This is a genomic window from Streptomyces sp. NPDC003720 (assembly GCF_042875075.1).
Lineage (GTDB): Bacteria > Actinomycetota > Actinomycetes > Streptomycetales > Streptomycetaceae > Streptomyces.
Map to the genome: position 1 here is coordinate 375634 of NZ_JBIANZ010000009.1, position 17767 is coordinate 393400.

The 17767-nt window shown below is 71.7% G+C and carries 19 protein-coding genes; 11 read left to right on the plus strand and 8 right to left on the minus strand.

Translation table 11 applies throughout. The features are described 5' to 3' along the window. Positions 1-35: 35 nt before the first annotated feature. Complete coding sequence (locus ACFYU0_RS26075; RefSeq protein WP_351669103.1) at positions 36-1562, minus strand: S8 family serine peptidase; 1527 nt, start codon at positions 1560-1562, stop codon at positions 36-38. A 287-nt stretch (positions 1563-1849) separates the two neighbouring features. On the opposite strand from ACFYU0_RS26075, the gene ACFYU0_RS26080 reads away from it, so the two are divergent. The 3 genes from ACFYU0_RS26080 (at position 1850) to moaA (ending at position 4973) form a co-directional block, all read left to right on the plus strand. Further along, on the plus strand, positions 1850-2206 hold the full coding sequence (locus ACFYU0_RS26080) for a DUF485 domain-containing protein (protein ID WP_351669101.1): 357 nt from the start codon (positions 1850-1852) through the stop codon (positions 2204-2206). Further along, positions 2203-3828: a cation acetate symporter gene (locus tag ACFYU0_RS26085; RefSeq protein WP_351669099.1), complete on the plus strand. Its 1626-nt coding sequence runs from the start codon at positions 2203-2205 to the stop codon at positions 3826-3828. Before ACFYU0_RS26080 ends, ACFYU0_RS26085 begins: the two co-directional genes overlap by 4 nt. Positions 3829-3983: 155 nt before the next feature. After that, the gene (moaA, locus tag ACFYU0_RS26090; RefSeq protein WP_389304508.1) at positions 3984-4973 is read left to right on the plus strand and encodes a GTP 3',8-cyclase MoaA; all 990 of its coding nucleotides are present in this window, start codon (positions 3984-3986) and stop codon (positions 4971-4973) included. A gap of 218 nt (positions 4974-5191) precedes the next feature. On the opposite strand, the gene ACFYU0_RS26095 is transcribed toward moaA, so the two are convergent. Next, a complete protein-coding gene (locus ACFYU0_RS26095; RefSeq protein ID WP_351673181.1) occupies positions 5192-5410 on the minus strand; it encodes a hypothetical protein in 219 nt (72 codons plus the stop codon). A 224-nt stretch (positions 5411-5634) separates the two neighbouring features. Then, the gene (locus tag ACFYU0_RS26100; protein WP_351673179.1) at positions 5635-6036 is read right to left on the minus strand and encodes a DUF3099 domain-containing protein; all 402 of its coding nucleotides are present in this window, start codon (positions 6034-6036) and stop codon (positions 5635-5637) included. Between the two features lie 245 nt (positions 6037-6281). Between ACFYU0_RS26100 and ACFYU0_RS26105 the strand changes: the two genes are divergently transcribed. Beyond that, complete coding sequence (locus ACFYU0_RS26105; RefSeq protein WP_351673177.1) at positions 6282-6566, plus strand: GlsB/YeaQ/YmgE family stress response membrane protein; 285 nt, start codon at positions 6282-6284, stop codon at positions 6564-6566. A 70-nt stretch (positions 6567-6636) separates the two neighbouring features. Here ACFYU0_RS26105 and tyrS read toward each other — a convergent pair whose 3' ends face one another. From tyrS to ACFYU0_RS26120, 3 genes are read right to left on the minus strand one after another with little or no spacing between them, the layout of a single operon-like run. After that, the gene (gene tyrS, locus ACFYU0_RS26110; protein ID WP_351673175.1) at positions 6637-7905 is read right to left on the minus strand and encodes a tyrosine--tRNA ligase; all 1269 of its coding nucleotides are present in this window, start codon (positions 7903-7905) and stop codon (positions 6637-6639) included. Between the two features lie 55 nt (positions 7906-7960). Beyond that, complete coding sequence (locus tag ACFYU0_RS26115) at positions 7961-9355, minus strand: metallopeptidase TldD-related protein (protein WP_389304511.1); 1395 nt, start codon at positions 9353-9355, stop codon at positions 7961-7963. After that, the gene (locus ACFYU0_RS26120) at positions 9352-10875 is read right to left on the minus strand and encodes a TldD/PmbA family protein (protein ID WP_389304513.1); all 1524 of its coding nucleotides are present in this window, start codon (positions 10873-10875) and stop codon (positions 9352-9354) included. Before ACFYU0_RS26120 ends, ACFYU0_RS26115 begins: the two co-directional genes overlap by 4 nt. A gap of 247 nt (positions 10876-11122) precedes the next feature. Here ACFYU0_RS26120 and fabG point away from each other — a divergent pair, with 247 nt between their 5' ends. The 3 genes from fabG (at position 11123) to ACFYU0_RS26135 (ending at position 13154) form a co-directional block, all read left to right on the plus strand. Then, positions 11123-11827: a 3-oxoacyl-[acyl-carrier-protein] reductase gene (gene fabG / locus ACFYU0_RS26125; protein WP_351673169.1), complete on the plus strand. Its 705-nt coding sequence runs from the start codon at positions 11123-11125 to the stop codon at positions 11825-11827. Between the two features lie 5 nt (positions 11828-11832). Then, positions 11833-12600: an enoyl-ACP reductase FabI gene (gene fabI, locus ACFYU0_RS26130; RefSeq protein ID WP_351673167.1), complete on the plus strand. Its 768-nt coding sequence runs from the start codon at positions 11833-11835 to the stop codon at positions 12598-12600. A 203-nt stretch (positions 12601-12803) separates the two neighbouring features. Continuing rightward, positions 12804-13154, plus strand: coding sequence for a hypothetical protein (locus ACFYU0_RS26135; RefSeq protein ID WP_351673165.1), 351 nt, complete (start codon positions 12804-12806; stop codon positions 13152-13154). Here ACFYU0_RS26135 and ACFYU0_RS26140 read toward each other — a convergent pair. Then, positions 13132-13824 (minus strand): FCD domain-containing protein, encoded by a 693-nt coding sequence (locus ACFYU0_RS26140; RefSeq protein WP_351673163.1) that lies wholly within the window; start codon positions 13822-13824, stop codon positions 13132-13134. The genes ACFYU0_RS26135 and ACFYU0_RS26140 overlap by 23 nt on opposite strands. A 124-nt stretch (positions 13825-13948) precedes the next feature. Here ACFYU0_RS26140 and ACFYU0_RS26145 point away from each other — a divergent pair, with 124 nt between their 5' ends. The 4 genes from ACFYU0_RS26145 (at position 13949) to ACFYU0_RS26160 (ending at position 16400) form a co-directional block, all read left to right on the plus strand. Then, positions 13949-15211 carry a CynX/NimT family MFS transporter gene (locus ACFYU0_RS26145; RefSeq protein ID WP_389304552.1) on the plus strand — a complete coding sequence of 421 codons (1263 nt, stop codon included), beginning with the start codon at positions 13949-13951 and terminating at the stop codon, positions 15209-15211. A gap of 99 nt (positions 15212-15310) precedes the next feature. Continuing rightward, a complete protein-coding gene (locus ACFYU0_RS26150) occupies positions 15311-15430 on the plus strand; it encodes an SGM_5486 family transporter-associated protein (RefSeq protein ID WP_351673159.1) in 120 nt (39 codons plus the stop codon). 167 nt (positions 15431-15597) lie between these two features. Further along, positions 15598-15804, plus strand: a complete 207-nt coding sequence (locus ACFYU0_RS26155) for a hypothetical protein (RefSeq protein ID WP_351673157.1) — start codon at positions 15598-15600, stop codon at positions 15802-15804. A 77-nt stretch (positions 15805-15881) separates the two neighbouring features. Beyond that, positions 15882-16400, plus strand: coding sequence for a histidine phosphatase family protein (locus tag ACFYU0_RS26160; protein WP_351673155.1), 519 nt, complete (start codon positions 15882-15884; stop codon positions 16398-16400). 93 nt (positions 16401-16493) lie between these two features. On the opposite strand, the gene serB is transcribed toward ACFYU0_RS26160, so the two are convergent. Next, the gene (gene serB / locus ACFYU0_RS26165; protein ID WP_351673153.1) at positions 16494-17702 is read right to left on the minus strand and encodes a phosphoserine phosphatase SerB; all 1209 of its coding nucleotides are present in this window, start codon (positions 17700-17702) and stop codon (positions 16494-16496) included. Positions 17703-17767: the final 65 nt, after the last annotated feature.

Genomic DNA, 17767 nt, shown 5'->3' on the forward strand with positions numbered 1-17767 from the left:
GAATCGTCCGGCGGCACCCGTGCGCGGGGCCGGGGTCAGCGCACCGCGCGCAGAGCGTTGACGATTCCGGACCCGTAGAAGCCGTTGACGCGCTTGCCGCCGACGCAGGTCGCGTCCACGACTCCGTCGCCGTCACCGTCGTACGGGCCCGCCGGGCAGCCCGGGTTGTCCGCCTGGGCCTTGAGCAGCGCCTGGAGCTGGGCCGGAGTGGCGTGCGGGTGCGCCGACTTCAGCAGCGCGGCCACGGCGGCCACGTGCGGGGACGCCATGGAGGTGCCCTGGAGGAAGCCGTACTGGTTGTTCGGCAGCGTGGACAGGATGCGGCCGTTCTTCGACGGCGTGTCCGGGATCTGGTACTTGTCGCCGCCCGGTCCCGCCACGTCCACGACGCCCTTGCCGTAGCTGGAGTAGTACGACTTGGCGCCCTTGACGCCCACCGCGCTCACGGTGACCACGCCGGGCAGCTGGGTCGGGATGTCGAAGCACTCGTGCGGGTCGACCGTCCGGGTGGTGGCGGTCGAGTCGTCCGGGCTGGAGTCGTCCACGATCGCGTCGGAGTCGAGGTCGTCGTTGGAGTTGCCCGCCGAGGCCACGTTGAGCGTGCCCTTGCGCTGGGCGTACAGCTGCGCGCGGTTGACCGCGTCCACGATGGCCCGCTGGTCGGGGTCGTCCATGCAGTTGTACAGCCACGGGTCGACGTAGTAGCTGTTGTTGGTGATCTCGACGCCGTGGTCCGCGGCGAAGACGAAGGCGCAGACCACGCTCTCCGGGTAGAACAGCGAGGTCGAGTCCGGCTGGGCCACCGTGATGCTGGCGACCTTCACGCCGGGCGCGACGCCCGCCACGCCTATGCCGTTGCGGGCCGCGGCTATCTCGCCCGCGACGTGCGTGCCGTGGTAGTGGTCGGCGTCCGCCGGCCGCCAGGCGCCGTACGTCGTGTCCGCCTTGCCGCTCACGCAGTTCGCCGACTGCGACGCGGAGAAGTTCGGGGCGATGTCCGGGTGGGTGTCGTCGACACCCGTGTCGATCACGCCGACGGTCACGCTCCGGCTGCCCGGGTTGATCGTCGCGGCCTTGTCGGCGCCGATCGACCGCAGGTCCCACTGGTCGGCCTCGAGGGGCTCCTCGCCCGTCGCCGCGGCCCGGGCGGCCTTCGCGGCCTCCGCCTTCGACAGGACCTGGACCGCGCCCTCGTCCGTCGTGCCCGCCGCGCTCAGCGGGGCGGTGCGTGTCGCGCCCGCCGACTGCACGCCGCGCACCGCGCGCATCCGCGCGCCGAAGTCCGCCTGCGCGGAGTGCGCGACGATCACCCCGATCCGGGCGTAACTCGCCACGACGGTGCCGCCGTTGCGGGAGACCGCCCGCTCCACCGACTCGATCGTGCGGTGGTCCGTCCTGGTGTTGACCACGTACGCCAGGGCCGGGCCGTCCGCCGCCCGTGCCGTCGTGGCCGCCTCGGTCGCCGCCGAGGCCGCCGCCGGCAGGAAGCCGAGCGAGGCGGTCAGTGAGAGCACGACCGGCACGGCGAGTGCCAGTCGGCGTCTGGAGCGCAGATGAGCCATGGGATCTCCACATCATCCGGATACGGAACCGCCCGAGACACAGGTGGTGCTTGGGCGCGTACATGACGGGTGGTGCAGGCCGAAGCTATCTCCCCGATCTGATCTCCGAAAGGGGCAGGCCGACTTGAACCGGTCCGGGCGCGGCTCCGTGACCGTGGACGGAGGGCCCGTCACCAGCGCCGGCCCGCCACCGGAGTCACTCCCCGGAGCCGTCCCACGACTGCCGGTAACGTGACTTCCTGTCCGTGTGAGGTCGACGCAGCGCATGTCCGACGCGAGGAGAGCCCGTGGCCACCGAGACACCGCCACCCGCGAAACCGCAAGCCCACCTTCCCTCCACCGAGGAGTTCGCCGAGGTCCAGCAGAGCGCGGAATTCGCTGAGTTGCGCCGCGCCAACCGCTCCTTCGCGTTCCCCCTGACCATCGCCTTCACCACCTGGTACCTGCTGTACGTGCTGCTCTCCTGCTACGCGGGCGGCTTCATGGGCACCAAGGTGGCCGGCAACATCAACGTGGCCCTCGTCCTGGGCATCGCGCAGTTCCTGACCACGTTCCTCATCGCCTGGTGGTACGCACGGCACGCCGCGGCCAAGCTCGACCCGCGCGCCGAGGCCATCAAGTCCCGGATGGAGGGCGGAGCATGACTCCCGCACAGCACACCCTGCTCGCCGCCGGCGAGGCCGGCGAGCACCGGACGCTGATCATCACGCTGTTCGCGGTGTTCGTCGCCGCGACCCTCGTGATCACCGTCTGGGCCGGCCGGCAGACCCGGGACGCCGCCGACTTCTACGCCGGCGGACGGCAGTTCACCGGCTTCCAGAACGGCCTGGCCGTCTCCGGCGACTACATGTCCGCCGCGTCCTTCCTCGGCATCGCCGGCGCCATCGCCCTCTTCGGCTACGACGGCTTCCTGTACTCCATCGGCTTCCTGGTGGCCTGGCTGGTCGCCCTCCTGCTGGTCGCCGAACCACTGCGCAACTCCGGCCGCTACACGATGGGCGACGTCCTGGCCTACCGGATGCGCCAGCGGCCCGTGCGCACCGCGGCCGGCGTCTCCACCATCGTCGTGTCGATCTTCTACCTGCTCGCCCAGATGGCCGGCGCCGGCGTGCTCGTCTCGCTGCTGCTCGGCATCACCAGCGACGGCGGCAAGATCGGCATCGTCGCCCTGGTCGGCGTCCTGATGATCGTGTACGTCACCATCGGCGGCATGAAGGGCACCACCTGGGTCCAGATGGTCAAGGCGGTGCTGCTGATCCTGGGCGCCCTGCTGCTGACCTTCCTGGTCCTGCTGAAGTTCCACTTCAACATCTCCGACCTGCTCGGCACGGCAGCCGACAACAGCGCCAAGGGCTCGGCCTTCCTGGAGCCCGGCCTGAAGTACGGCGCCACCGGCACCACCAAGCTGGACTTCATCTCCCTCGGCATCGCCCTGGTCCTCGGCACCGCGGGCCTGCCGCACATCCTGATCCGGTTCTACACGGTGCCGACCGCCAAGGCCGCCCGTAAGTCCGTCATCTGGGCGATCGGCCTGATCGGCGCCTTCTACCTGATGACCCTCGCCCTCGGTTTCGGCGCGGCCGCGCTGATCAAACCCGACGAGATCATCGCCTCCAACAAGGCGGGCAACACCGCCGCCCCGCTCCTCGCCCTGCACCTGGGCGGAGTGGACTCCAACTGGGGCGCGATCCTGCTCGCCACCATCTCGGCCGTCGCCTTCGCCACCATCCTCGCGGTGGTCGCCGGCCTCACCCTGGCCTCGTCGTCCTCCTTCGCCCACGACATCTACGCCAACGTCATCAAGAGGGGGCAGGCCACCGAGAAACAGGAGCTGGGCGCGGCCCGCTGGGCCACCGTCGGCATCGGCGCCGTCTCCATCCTGCTCGGCGCCATGGCCCGCGACCTGAACGTGGCCGGTCTGGTCGCCCTCGCCTTCGCGGTCGCCGCCTCCGCCAACCTGCCGACCATCCTCTACAGCCTGTTCTGGAAGCGGTTCACCACCTCGGGCGCCCTGTGGTCGATCTACGGCGGCCTGGTCACCGCGGTCGGCCTCGTGCTGTTCTCGCCCGTGGTGTCCGGCAAGCCGACCTCGATGTTCCCGGACGTCGACTTCCACTGGTTCCCGCTGGAGAACCCGGGCATCATCTCGATCCCGGTCGGCTTCCTGCTGGGCGCGGTCGGCACCCTGCTCTCCAAGGAAGCCCCGGACGCCGGGAAGTACGCGGAGCTGGAGGTGCGGTCCCTGACCGGCACCGGAGCGCACTGACCCTCGCGACGACGGCCGCGTCGTACCGGATCGTACGGTCCTACGACGCGGCCTCGCCGTGCCTCGTGGGATCCGGCCACCGCCGTTGTCGGCGGTCTCACGTAGGCTCGCAGGTGACGGAGAACGATGATGCGGTACCGAGGGAGGGGGCCCACGTGCTCATCGACACCTACGGCCGAGTCGCCACCGACCTTCGGGTCTCGCTGACCGACCGGTGCAATCTGCGCTGCACCTACTGCATGCCCGAGGAGGGCCTGCAGTGGCTGGCCAAGCCCGACCTGCTCACGGACGACGAGATCGTCCGTCTCATCGACATCGCGGTCCGCCTGCTCGGCATCGAGGAGGTCCGCTTCACCGGCGGCGAGCCGCTGCTGCGCCCCGGCCTGACCGGCATCGTCGAGCGCGTCGCGGGCCTCGAGCCCCGGCCGCAGATGTCCCTCACCACCAACGGCATCGGACTCAGGCGGACCGCGTCCGCCCTGAAGGCGGCGGGCCTGGACCGGGTCAACGTCTCCCTGGACACCCTGCGCCCGGACGTCTTCAAGACCCTTACCCGCCGCGACCGCCACCGGGACGTCCTGGAGGGCCTCGCGGCCGCCCGCGAGGCGGGCCTCGACCCGGTCAAGGTCAACTCGGTCCTGATGCCTGGGCTCAACGCAGACGAGGCCCCGGACCTGCTGGCCTGGGCGGTCGAGCACGACTACGAGCTGCGCTTCATCGAGCAGATGCCGCTCGACGCCCAGCACGGCTGGAAGCGCGAGGGCATGGTGACCGCCGGGGACATCCTGGCCTCCCTGCGCACCCGCTTCGACCTCACCCCCGAGGGCGCCGACGAGCGCGGCTCGGCGCCGGCGGAGCGCTGGCTGGTCGACGGCGGCCCGCACCGGGTGGGCGTGATCGCCTCGGTCACCCGCCCGTTCTGCGCGGCCTGCGACCGCACCCGCCTCACGGCCGACGGCCAGATAAGGACCTGCCTGTTCGCCACCGAGGAGACCGACCTGCGGGCGGCCCTGCGCTCCGGCGCCCCCGACGAGGAGATCGCCCGCATCTGGCGCCTGGCGATGTGGGGCAAGAAGGCCGGAGCCGGCCTCGACGACCCCTCCTTCGTCCAGCCGGACCGGCCGATGTCGGCCATCGGCGGCTAGGCCGTGTCCGCAAAGTCGCGTCTGCGTCGCGACGCCCGGCACGCACTCTCGCCGCACCGGCCGAAAGCCCGAGTACACCCAGTACGAGGGCATCCGGCCGGCCCGCCGAGAGCACGCACCGGACGCCGCGACGCCCGCCCTGCGGGCGAACGACGCGACTTTGCGGACACGACCTAGCGCCTGCCGCGGAGGTGGCGGACGGGTATCCGGCGACGGGTCTAGGACCCCTCGGCCGCCCGCCACTCCTCGAACGGCACCACGTCCTTCAGGAAGCCCCGGACGCCGAGGAACTGCGAGAGGTGCTCGCGGTGCTCGTCGCAGGCGAGCCACGTCTTGCGCCGCTCCGGGGTGTGGATCTTCGGGTTGTTCCAGGCCAGCACCCACACGGCGGCGGCACGGCAGCCCTTGGCGGAGCAGATGGGGGTCTCGTCACTCACGGCTTCGTCACTGGTTCCGTCTCGCAGATCCCCCGTAAACAAGGCGACGCCGAGCAGCCACGGGGGGAGCTGCCCGGCGTCGGTCCGTCGCTCCGACGGGGGATGCGGAGCGCGTACGCAGTATGTCATGGGTCACCCTGCGTCCGGCACTGAACCGCACGATGAAATTGAGCTTTTCTTGAGCTTGCCGGCGAGCCCGGCACACCGCCCCGGATCCGCCGTGGTCAGGCCCGTTCCGGCCGCTCGCCGGGCCCCTGCGGCCCCGGCTCGGCCGACAGGTCCTCCGGTACGGATTCCGCTCGCGTGCCCTCGTCCTCCGCGCGCGGCGGCGTGATCATCGGCCGCGTCGGGGCCGTGACGAAGGTCGACGGCAGCGTGGGCGGCCGTTCCCGGCCGGCGTTCGCGATCACCACCGCGATGTAGGGGAGCACCGCCCCGAGCACCAGCGCCACGATGGCGACGTACCGTTCGACGTTCCACAGGGTCGCCGCGAGGATCACCGAGGCGGTCCGGATCGTCATCGAGATGACGTACCGCCGCTGCCGGCCCCGCACGTCCTCGGCCAGACCGGTCCGGGCGCCGGTGATCCGGAACACCTGGACGTTGCCGCCGTGCTGCTTCCGCATCACATTCCACCATCCGCCCGCATCGGACTCCCATGGCCCGCAACCTTCGCCCGCGCGCGGGCGAAGAGCCCGCGCACGACACCTCCACGTTACGCCGCGCCCCCACCGCCCACGAGACCGGGTCGCCGCCCGCCCGCGCGGACGTCGTCGGCCGGGCCACGTACAGCCGTGTCCGACATGCGCCGTACGGCCTGCACGCGGAGACTTGCCGTAGTGCTCACACCGATCGGTACGAGGAGGCAGCCATGGGCTGGTTGTGGGCGATCATCGTGGGGTTCGTCCTGGGCCTCATCGCCAAGGCCGTCATCCCGGGCAAGCAGCACAGCCCCCTGTGGCTGACCACCATCGGCGGCATCCTCGGCGCGATCGCCGGCAACGCGATCGCCGCAGCCCTCGGCGTGGCCCAGACCAAGGGCATCGACTGGAGCCGGCACGCCTTCCAGCTCGTCGCCGCGATCATCATCGTCGCCCTGATCGACGCCCTCTACATGGCCACGATCGGCAAGCGGAAACAGCAGCAGCGCGTCTGACGGCCCACACGCCGAAGGGCGGCCCCGGTGTCCGGGAGCCGCCCTCCGGCATGTCTCAGGCCCGCATGTCTCAGGCCGGCTTGACCTCGACCGCGGCCAGGTTCTTCTTGCCCCGGCGCAGCACGAGCCAGCGCCCGTGCAGCAGGTCCTCCGGGGCGGGCACCGCGTCCTCGGCGGCGACCTTCGCGTTGTTCACGTAGGCGCCGCCCTCCTTGACCGTGCGGCGGGCGGCCGACTTGCTGGCCACCAGACCGACCTCGGCGAGCAGGTCGACCACGGGGGCCAGCTCGGTGACCTGGATGTGCGGCAGCTCGGACAGCGCCGCCGCCAGCGTCCTGTCGTCCAGCTCCGCCAGCTCGCCCTGGCCGAAGAGCGCCTTGGACGCGGCGATCACCGCGGCCGTCTGGTCGGCGCCGTGCACCAGCGTCGTCAGCTCCTCGGCGAGCGCGCGCTGCGCGGCACGGGCCTGCGGGCGCTCCTCGGTCTGCCGCTCCAGCTCCTCCAGTTCCTCCCGGGACCGGAAGGACAGGATCCGCATGTACCGAGAGATGTCCCGGTCGTCGACGTTCAGCCAGAACTGGTAGAACGCGTACGGCGTCGTCATCTCCGGGTCGAGCCAGACGGCGCCGCCCTCGGTCTTGCCGAACTTCGTGCCGTCCGCCTTGGTCATCAGCGGCGTGGCCATGGCGTGCACCTGGGCGTCCGGCTCCAGCCGGTGGATCAGGTCCAGGCCGGCCGTGAGGTTGCCCCACTGGTCGCTGCCGCCCTGCTGGAGCGTGCAGCCGTACCGCCGGTAGAGCTGCAGGAAGTCCATGCCCTGCAGGATCTGGTAGCTGAACTCGGTGTAGCTGATGCCCTGGTCGGACTCCAGGCGGCGGGCCACGGAGTCCTTGGTGAGCATCTTGTTGACCCGGAAGTGCTTGCCGATGTCCCGCAGGAACTCGATCGCGGAGAGACCCGAGGTCCAGTCGAGGTTGTTCACCATGACCGCCGCGTTCTCGCCCTCGAAGGACAGGAACGGCTCGATCTGGCCGCGCAGCCGGCCCACCCAGCCGGCCACCGTCTCCGGGTCGTTCAGCGTGCGCTCGGCGGTGGGACGCGGGTCGCCGATCAGGCCGGTCGCCCCGCCGACCAGCGCCAGCGGCCGGTGCCCGGCCTGCTGGAGCCGGCGCAGCGAGAGCACCTGCACCAGGTGTCCCACGTGCAGGGACGGCGCCGTCGGGTCGAAGCCGCAATAGTAGGTGACGGGACCGTCCGCGAGCGCCTTGCGCAAGGCGTCCTCGTCGGTGGACAGGGCGAACAGCCCACGCCACTTCAGCTCGTCGACGATGTCCGTCACGGTTCTCGTGTCTCCTTGAAGATCTTCGGCGGTCGGATGACAGCCGACTACGAGGTTATACGCCCTGGCTGACCGAGCTCATGTTGAAGTCGGGGATCCGCAGCGCGGGCATCGCGGCCCGGGTGAACCAGTCGCTCCACTCGCGCGGCAGCGTCTTCTCGGTGCGCCCGGCCTCCGTGGCCCTGCCCAGCAGGTCCACCGGCGACTCGTTGAACCGGAAGTTGTTCACCTGACCGGCGACCTCGCCGTTCTCCACGAGGTAGACGCCGTCCCGGGTCAGCCCGGTGAGCAGCAGCGTCGCCGGGTCCACCTCGCGGATGTACCACAGGCAGGTCAGCAGCAGCCCGCGCCCGGTGTCCGCGACCATCTCCTCCAGGGAGCGGTCCTGCCCGCCGTCGAGGATCAGGTTGCCGAGCGCCGGGGCGACCGGCAGCCCGGTCAGGCCCGCGCTGTGCCGGGTCGTGGTCAGGTTCCGCAGCACGCCCTCGCGGACCCAGTCGGTGGCCCGCACCGGCAGCCCGTTGTCGAACACGGACTGGTCGCCGCCGGAGGAGTGGGCGACCACGAACGGCGCGCACTCCAGGCCCGGCTCGTGCGGGTCGCTGCGCAGCGTCAGCGGCAGCCCGCTCAGCTTCTCGCCGACCCGGGTGCCGCCGCCCGGCCTGGAGAACACCGTCCGGCCCTCCGCCGCGTCCCGGCCCGAAGCCGACCAGAGCTGGTAGATCAGCAGATCGGCCACCGCGGTCGGCGGCAGCAGCGTCTCGTACCGGCCCGCGGGCAGCTCCACCCGCCGCTCGGCCCAGCCGAGCCGCACGGCCAGCTCGGCGTCGAGCGCGCCCGGGTCGACGTCCTTGAAGTCGCGCGTCGACCGCCCCGCCCACGCCGAGCGGGTGCGGTCCGGCGACTTGGCGTTCATCTCCAGCGTTCCGGTGGGCTGGTCGTGCCGCAGCCGCAGCCCGGTGGAGGTGCCGAGGTACGTCGACACCAGCTCGTGGTTGGCGAAGCCGTACAGCTCCCGGCCGCCGGCACGCGCGCGTGCGAAGGACTCGCCGAGCGCCGGGGCGAAGTCCGCGAACACCGCGGAGGACGTCTCGGCGGGCGCCTCGGTGAAGTCGGGGGACGCGGGCACGTCGCCGACCAGCGGCTGCGCGTCCTCGGCGGGCCCGGCTCCGCGCGCGGCGGCCTCGGCGGCCCGCACCAGCGGCTCCAGCTCCGCGGCCGTCACCGCCGAGCGGGACACGACGCCGGAGGCGGTGCCCTCCTTGCCGTCCACGGTCGCGATCACGGTGAGCGTACGGCCGCGCGTCACACCGTTCGTGGTGAGCGCGTTGCCCGCCCAGCGCAGGTTGGCCGTGGACTGCTCGTCGGCGATGACCACGCAGCCGTCGGCCCGGGACAGCGCGAGCGCCTGCTCGACGACCTCGTGCGGCTTGTTGGTACGGGCGCTCATCGACCGGCCTCCTGGGTGGTGTTGAGGATGTTGACGCCCCGGAACAGGGCGGAGGGGCACCCGTGGGACACGGCGGCCACCTGGCCCGGCTGGGCCTTGCCGCAGTTGAAGGCGCCGCCCAGGACATAGGTCTGCGGGCCGCCCACAGCGGTCATCGAACCCCAGAAGTCGGTGGTCGTCGCCTGGTAGGCGACGTCCTTCAGCTGCCCGGTGATCCGGCCGTTCTCGATCCGGAAGAAGCGCTGCCCGGTGAACTGGAAGTTGTAGCGCTGCATGTCGATCGACCAGGACCGGTCGCCGACGACGTAGATGCCCCGGTCGACGCCCCCGATCAGGTCCTCGGTGGACATGCCCGCCGGATCCGGCCGCAGCGACACGTTGGCCATGCGCTGCACCGGCACGTGTCCCGGCGAGTCGGCGAACGCGCACCCGTTGGACCGCTCGAACCCGGTCAGCCGCGCGATCCGCCGGTCGAGCTGGTAGCCCACCAGCGTGCCGTCCTTCACCAGGTCCCAGGACTGGGCCTCGACGCCCTCGTCGTCGTAACCGACGGTCGCGAGGCCGTGCTCGGCGGTGCGGTCGCCGGTGACGTTCATCAGCTCGGAGCCGTACCTGAGCTTGCCGAGCTGGTCGAAGGTGGCGAACGAGGTGCCGGCGTAGGCGGCCTCGTAGCCGAGGGCGCGGTCCAGCTCGGTGGCGTGCCCGATGGACTCGTGGATGGTCAGCCACAGGTTGGACGGGTCGACGACCAGGTCGTACACGCCCGGCTCCACGCTGGGCGCCCGCATCTTCTCCGCCAGCAGCTCCGGCATCCGCTCCAGCTCGGCGTCCCAGTCCCAGCCGGTGCCCGTCAGGTACTCCCAGCCCCGGCCGGCCGGCGGCGCGATGGTCCGCATGGAGTCGAACTCACCGCTCGACTCGTCCACCGACACCGCCGTGAGCTGCGGGTGCAGCCGCACCCGCTGCTGGGTCGTCACGGTGCCTGCCGTGTCCGCGTAGAACTTGTTCTCGTGCACGGTGAGCAGCGAGGCGTCCACGTGGTTCACGCCGTTCGCCGCGAGCAGCCGTGCACTCCACTCCGCCAGCAGCCCCGCCTTCTCCTCGTCGGGCACCGAGAAGGGGTCGATCTCGTACGACGAGATCCACGTGCGGTCCGCGTGCACCGGCTCGTCCGCCAGCTCCACCCGCTCGTCCGCGCCGGCCGCCCTGATGACCTGCGCGGAGAGCTTCGCCATCGCCACCGCCTGGGAGGCGACCTTCGCGGCCGCGTCCAGGCTCAGGTCCACCCCTGACGCGAAGCCCCACGTGCCGCCGTGCACGACCCGGACCGCGTAGCCGAGGTCGGTGGTGTCCGACGATCCGGCGGGCCTGGCGTCCCGCAGCCGCCAGGACGCGCTGCGCACCCGCTCGAACCGGAAGTCCGCATGCTCGGCCCCCAGCGCACGCGCGCGTGCCAGCGCGGCGTCGGCCAGGGCCCTCAGCGGCAGCGCCGTGAAGGCTTCGTCGATGGAATGAGGCACGGAGGTCTCCCTGCTGTCGTGGCCTGTCGGTCCGATCATGTCGTGACACCGGCCCGGCGGACCACAGGTTTCGCGGTGCGCACCGGTGCTTTCTGTAGGGACCCGACAGTGACGCACTTCAGCCACTGTCGGTGCCCGCTTGCCCACGGAAGGGGCGCTACCGATAGGTTTTCGATGAAGCCGCCTGTCATCGAGGTGTTCGGGCGGGTGCCGTACCGCATCAGACCGCTATCGAAAGGGTGATCCGTTGAGCCGCTCGGTTCTCGTCACCGGAGGCAACCGGGGCATCGGCCTCGCCATCGCCCGCGCTTTCGCCGACGCCGGCGACAAGGTCGCGATCACGTACCGCTCGGGTGAGCCGCCGGCCGGCTTCCTCGCCGTCAAGTGCGACATCACCGACCCCGAGCAGGTGGAGCAGGCCTACAAGGAGATCGAGGAGCAGCACGGTCCGGTCGAGGTCCTGATCGCCAACGCCGGCGTCACCAAGGACCAGCTCCTGATGCGCATGTCCGAGGAGGACTTCACCTCGGTCATCGACACCAACCTGACCGGCACCTTCCGCGTCGTCAAGCGCGCCAACCGCGGCATGCTGCGGGCGCGCAAGGGCCGCGTCGTGCTGATCTCCTCGGTGGTCGGCCTGCTCGGCTCGGCGGGGCAGGCGAACTACGCCGCCTCCAAGGCCGCCCTGGTCGGCTTCGCGCGCTCCCTCGCCCGTGAGCTGGGTTCGCGCAACCTCACCTTCAACGTCGTCGCGCCCGGCTTCGTCGACACCGACATGACCAAGGTGCTCACCGACGAGCAGCGCAAGGACATCGTGTCCCAGGTGCCGCTCGGCCGGTACGCGCGGCCGGAGGAGATCGCCGCGACGGTGCGGTTCCTCGCCTCGGACGACGCCTCGTACATCACTGGAGCCGTCATTCCCGTTGACGGCGGACTGGGAATGGGTCACTGATCACCATGAGCGGAATTCTCGAGGGCAAGCGCATCCTGGTCACGGGTGTGCTGATGGAGTCCTCCATCGCCTTCCACGTCGCCAAGCTCGCCCAGGAGCAGGGCGCCGAGATCATCCTGACCGCGTTCCCGCGGCCCACGCTGACCGAGCGCATCGCCAAGAAGCTGCCGAAGCCGGCCAAGGTCATCGAGCTGGACGTGACCAACGAGGAGCACCTCGGACGGCTGGCCGACGTGGTCGGCGAGGAGCTGGGCGGCCTGGACGGCATCGTCCACTCCATCGGCTTCGCCCCGCAGGACGCACTCGGCGGCAACTTCCTCAACACGCCGTTCGAGTCGGTCTCCACCGCCATGCACGTCTCGGCGTTCTCCCTGAAGTCGCTGACCATGGCCTGCCTGCCGCTGATGCAGAACGGCGGCTCGGTCGTCGGCCTCACCTTCGACGCGCAGTACGCCTGGCCGCAGTACGACTGGATGGGCCCGGCCAAGGCCGCCCTCGAGGCCACCAGCCGCTACATGGCGCGCGACCTGGGCAAGCAGAACATCCGCTGCAACCTCATCTCGGCCGGCCCCATCGGCTCCATGGCCGCCAAGTCCATCCCGGGCTTCGGCGACCTGGCCTCCGTGTGGGACACCCGCTCCCCGCTGGAGTGGGACCTCAAGGACCCGGAGCCGGCCGGCAAGGGCGTCGTCGCCCTGCTGAGCGACTGGTTCCCGAAGACCACCGGCGAGATCATCCACGTGGACGGCGGCCTGCACGCCATCGGCGCCTGAGCCGCGCACGGCACACGGTGACCCGCGTCCGGCGCGGGTGAGCTCCCCGTACGGCGCCGACGCCCCGTTCCCCGCAGCGCGCGGGGAGCGGGGCGTCACTCGTTCGGCGTACCCGGCCGGGCGGGGCGGGTGACCGGCTGCGCACCCTGGAGGCAGCGTTCACCTCGCGCATCCCTCCGCAGCCCGGCCGAGGAGGTCCCCTTGTGCGCCTGTCCCGCAGCCTGGCCCCGGTGACCGTGGCCGCCGCCCTCACGATCTGCCTGCCGTACGCGGCGCTGTGCCACGCGCGCGCGAGCGACGCCAAGCCGCCCGCCCCGAAGCTGTTCGGCGCCGCCTGCCGCACGGCTGTGACCGGCTCGCACGTGGTCGCCTACTGCCACAACCCCTATGTCGACACCGACCGCGTGCGCCTGCACATCGAGTGCGCCCGCTGGTGGGACATCGACACCGACAGCGCGCCCGTGAACACCGACGCCGCCATGACGGTACGGCTGACCGGCCGCTGCTGGAAGGAGGTCCGCTCGGTGTGGATCAGTCACCAGAAGGCGCGCTGAACCGGCCCGGACGGCACAGGAAGGGGTAGCTTCCGGCCTCCTCGGCCGCCGCGCCCGCGTCACCCGCGCGGATCGCGTCCACCAGACGGGCGTGGTCCATGTGCGCCTCCGGGGTCAGGCCCGCGCCGACGTCGGCGCGCAGCCAGTCGCGCAGCACCTCGCCCAGGTCGGCGTACATCGCCGTCATGACGTCGTTGTGGGAGGCGGCCACCACGGCCAGGTGGAAGGTGGCGTCCGCCGTCACGAAGGCCTCGGCCTCGCCGGACTCCCACGCCTCCTCACGCCGCACCAGCAGCGCGTCGAGCTGCTTGAGGTCCTTCTCGGTGCGCCGCTCGGCGGCAAGCCGCGCCGCCGCCGACTCCAGCGTCGAGCGCAGTTCCGCGATGTGCCGGGGATCGGCCCCCGCGAAGCGGCGGTGCATCACGCCGGCCAGCTCGCTCGTCGCCGCTACATAGGTGCCCGAACCCTGGCGGATGTCCAGCAGGCCGTTGTGCGCGAGTGCCCGCACGGCCTCGCGGACGGTGTTGCGGGCGACGCCGAGCTGCTCCACCAGTTCCGGCTCGGTCGGGATGCGCGAACCCACCGGCCACTCGCCGGAGGCGATCTGCGCCCGCAGCTCGGCGATGACCTGCTCGGAGAGCGCCGAACGGCGCGGGTGGCTCAGAGGCATGGCACACCTTCGCACGGGATTCCCGGCCGTGGCCGACGAGGGAGTGGACAACCAATCATCCCATGATTCTATGATGAGCCGCATGGCCAGTGAGGAAACACGGATCGCGGACACCCGTACGGAGATGCCTTCGACCGAACGCGGCGCGAGCACGGCGCCCGGAACCCGTACGACTCCGCCCACGCGCGCGTGGGCCACCCGGCTGGTCGTCGTCGGCATCGTGCTGACCGCGCTCAACCTCCGCCCCGCCATCACGAGCCTCGGCGCGCTGCTGGAGGAGGTCCGCGACGGACTGGGCATGAGCGGCAGCGTGGCCGGACTGCTCACCTCCGTGCCGCCGCTCTGCTTCGCCGTCTTCGGCGTCACCGCGCCACGCCTGGCCCGGCGCTTCGGCCCGGCCGCCGTGGTGTGCGCCGGCATGGCCGCCATCACCGCGGGCCTGCTGATACGCCCGTACGCCGGCGGCACGGCCGGCTTCCTCGTCGCCAGCGCCCTCGCCCTCATGGGCATCGCCGTCAGCAACGTGCTGATGCCGGTCATCGTCAAGCGCTGGTTCCCCGACCGCGTCGGCTCCATGACCGGCCTGTACTCGATGGCCCTCGCCCTCGGCACCTCCCTCGCCGCCGCGGTGACCGTGCCGCTGACCGGCGCGCTGGGCGGCGCCTGGCAGTCCGGGCTCGCCGTGTGGGCGGCGCTCGCGGCCGCCGCCGTGCTGCCCTGGCTGCCGCTGGTGCGCGGCCGGGACACGGCCCCCGCCCAGGAGCCGGCCCGCACCGCGCCGGACGGGCGGACGGCGCCGCTGCGCATCACCCGCAGCCGCACCGCGTGGGCGCTCGCCGTCTTCTTCGGGCTCCAGGCCACCGCCGCCTACATCACCATGGGCTGGATGGCGCAGATCTTCCGGGACGCCGGCGTCCCGGCCGGCACGGCGGGCCTGCTCCTCGCCGTCACCATGGTGATGGGCGTCCCCCTGGCCTTCGTCATCCCGCGGCTCGCCACCCGGCTGCCCCACCAGGGGCCGATCGTGCTGGCCCTGGGCGTGTGCGGCCTCGCCGGATACGCCGGGCTGTACCTGGCGCCGGCCGCCGGCGCCTGGGCCTGGGCCGTGCTGCTCGGCGTCGCCAACTGCGCCTTCCCGCTCGCGCTGACGATGGTCGGCATGCGCGCCAGGACCGGTGCGGGCGTGGCCCAGCTCTCCGCGTTCGCGCAGAGCACCGGCTACCTGATCTCCATCCCCGGCCCGCTGCTGGTCGGCGTGCTCTACCAGCACAGCGGCGGCTGGGGCCTGCCGATCGCCCTGATGGCGGGGCTGATGCTGCCCCAGATGGCGGTGGGCGTCCTCGCGGGCCGCGACCGCACGGTGGAGGACGAGGCGGGCCGCGCCTGAGCACGCGGGTCCGCCACCGGCCGCCCGTGCCGCCCGCCGACGCGGCGGCACGGACACCCCGGGCGGTCCGTTCCGGACGAAGGGTGCGAGACTGGGCGCATGGAGCCCGTGCTGGACCCGAACCCCAAGAACGGCCAGAAGAAGCTGCTGCTCGTCTTCGGCTCGTTCCTCGCCATCTTCGTGATCATCGGCATCATCGCGACGATCGCGTCGCCCTGATCCGTCCGGCGCCCTGATGGTGGTGCTGGCCCCACCATCCCCTAGGGGGACAGGGTCAGGGTCAAGTGGGTGGGTCACCGGATGGGCCGGCGGCCCCGTACTCCGTACCTTCGAGACATGACCGCGGCAGGCGGCCACGAGCACTCGAGGACCCGACGGAGGCGACCATGCCGGTCCGTACGCACACCCGGCCCCACCCGGCGACCACGGGCGGCGTCGACATCCGGCTGCCCTGGTGGGCGCTCGCCCTGCCGGCCCTCGCCTTCGTCGCACTGCTGGCGCTGATACTGAACCCGTCCGACGCCCACGCGGCGAGCGCCACCCCGGCGGTCACGCAGCTCCTCGAACGCGCGCAGCAGCTCCTCGCCCGCTGACGCAGGGGCGCTCCGGCGGTGATCGCCCATGTCAACTCCCTGCGCCGGGTGGCCTGTTTCATGCGAAGCTGGGACCCATGAGCGTCGCAGAACCCCGCAGGATCGTGATCTTCCGGCATGCGAAAGCCGACTGGCCCCAGGTGGCCGACCATGAACGGCCCCTCGCCGAGCGGGGCCGTATGGACGCCGCGGTCGCCGGGCGCAAGCTGGCCGACACCGGTTACACCTTCGACCTTGCCCTGTGCTCCACCGCCGTCCGGACCCGCGAGACCTGGAAGCTCGCCGTCCACGAACTCGCACACCGGCCGAAAACCGTCTACGAGGAGCGGGTCTACGAGGCCTCTCCCGGCGAGCTGATCGCAGTGCTCAACGAGGTCCCGGACGACGCGCAGAACGTGATCCTCATCGGCCACAACCCCGGCGTGCACGGCCTGGCCGAGGTCCTGGCCGGCGAGTCCGGCGGCGACGCCCGCCGGCGGATGGAGCGCCGCGGCTTCCCGGCCGCCGCCTTCGTGGTGCTGACCTTCGACGGCGGCTGGAAGAGCCTGGAGCCGGGCACGGCCACGATGGTGGACTACTGGGCGCCCTCCGAGTGACGGCACACACGGTGAAGGGCCCGGCACCACGACGGTGCCGGGCCCTTCCCACGTCCGGAGCCGGGCCGAGCGCGAACCCCGCGGGCCGGCGGTTCAGCCCTCGTCGTGCGTGTCGGCCGCCTCGACCTCTTCCCGGGTGACGCCCAGCAGATAGAGCACGGTGTCGAGGAAGGGGAAGTTCACCGCCGTGTGCGCGGCCTCGCGGACCACCGGCTTGGCGTTGAAGGCGACGCCCAGACCGGCCGCGTTCAGCATGTCCAGGTCGTTGGCCCCGTCGCCGATCGCCACCGTCTGCGACAGCGGCACCCCGGCCTCGGCCGCGAACCGGCGCAGCAGCCGCGCCTTGCCCGCCCGGTCCACGATCTCCCCGGTGACCCGCCCGGTGAGCTTCCCGTCGACGATCTCCAGCGTGTTGGCCTGCGCGAAGTCCAGCCCCAGCCGCTCCTTCAGATCGTCCGTGACCTGCGTGAAGCCGCCGGAGACGACACCCACCTGGTAGCCGAGCCGCTTGAGGGTGCGGATCAGGGTGCGGGCGCCCGGCGTCAGCCGCACCTCGTCGCGCACCTTCTCCACCACCGAGGCGTCCAGACCCTCCAGCAGCGCCACGCGCGCGTGCAGCGACTGCTCGAAGTCCAGCTCCCCGCGCATCGCCGCCGCCGTCACCTCGGCGACCTTGTCCTCGCAGCCCGCGTGCGCCGCGAACAGCTCGATGACCTCGTCCTGGATGAGGGTGGAGTCCACGTCCATGACGACCAGCCGCTGGGCGCGCCGGTGCAGGCCCGCCGAGACCACGGCGACGTCGACACCGAGTGCCGCCGCGTCCGAGGCCAGGGCCGTGCGCAGCGGCTCCGTCTCCACCCCGGAGACGGCGAACTCCACCGCGGTCACGGGGTACTTGGCGAGCCGGAAGATGCGGTCGATGTTGCCGCCGGTCTTCGCGATGCGGGCGGCGATGGCCGCCGTCGACTCGGCGGTGAGCGGATGGCCGAGCACGGTCACCAGGGAGCGCCCGAGCCCGCGCGGCCGGTTGTCGCCGCGCCCGGAGATGATCTCCGCCTGCATCTTCATCGACTCGGCCCAGCTGTGCACGGTGGACCGCAGATCGCCCTCGAGCCCGGCCGGCGGCTGGGTGACCAGCGCGCACAGCACCAGGCGGCCCCGGGTGACGACCTGCTCGATGTCGACCACGTCGACGTTGAAGGCGGCAAGGGTGTCGAAGAGGCCGGCCGTGATGCCCGGCCTGTCCTTGCCGAAGATCTTGACGAGGAGAGTGGGGACCTCGGGGGTCTGCGAAGCGCTCATGGTGTCACCACCGTATCCGGCACCCAGTGCCTTCCGCCCGTGCGGTCCGCCTGACGGACATGGAA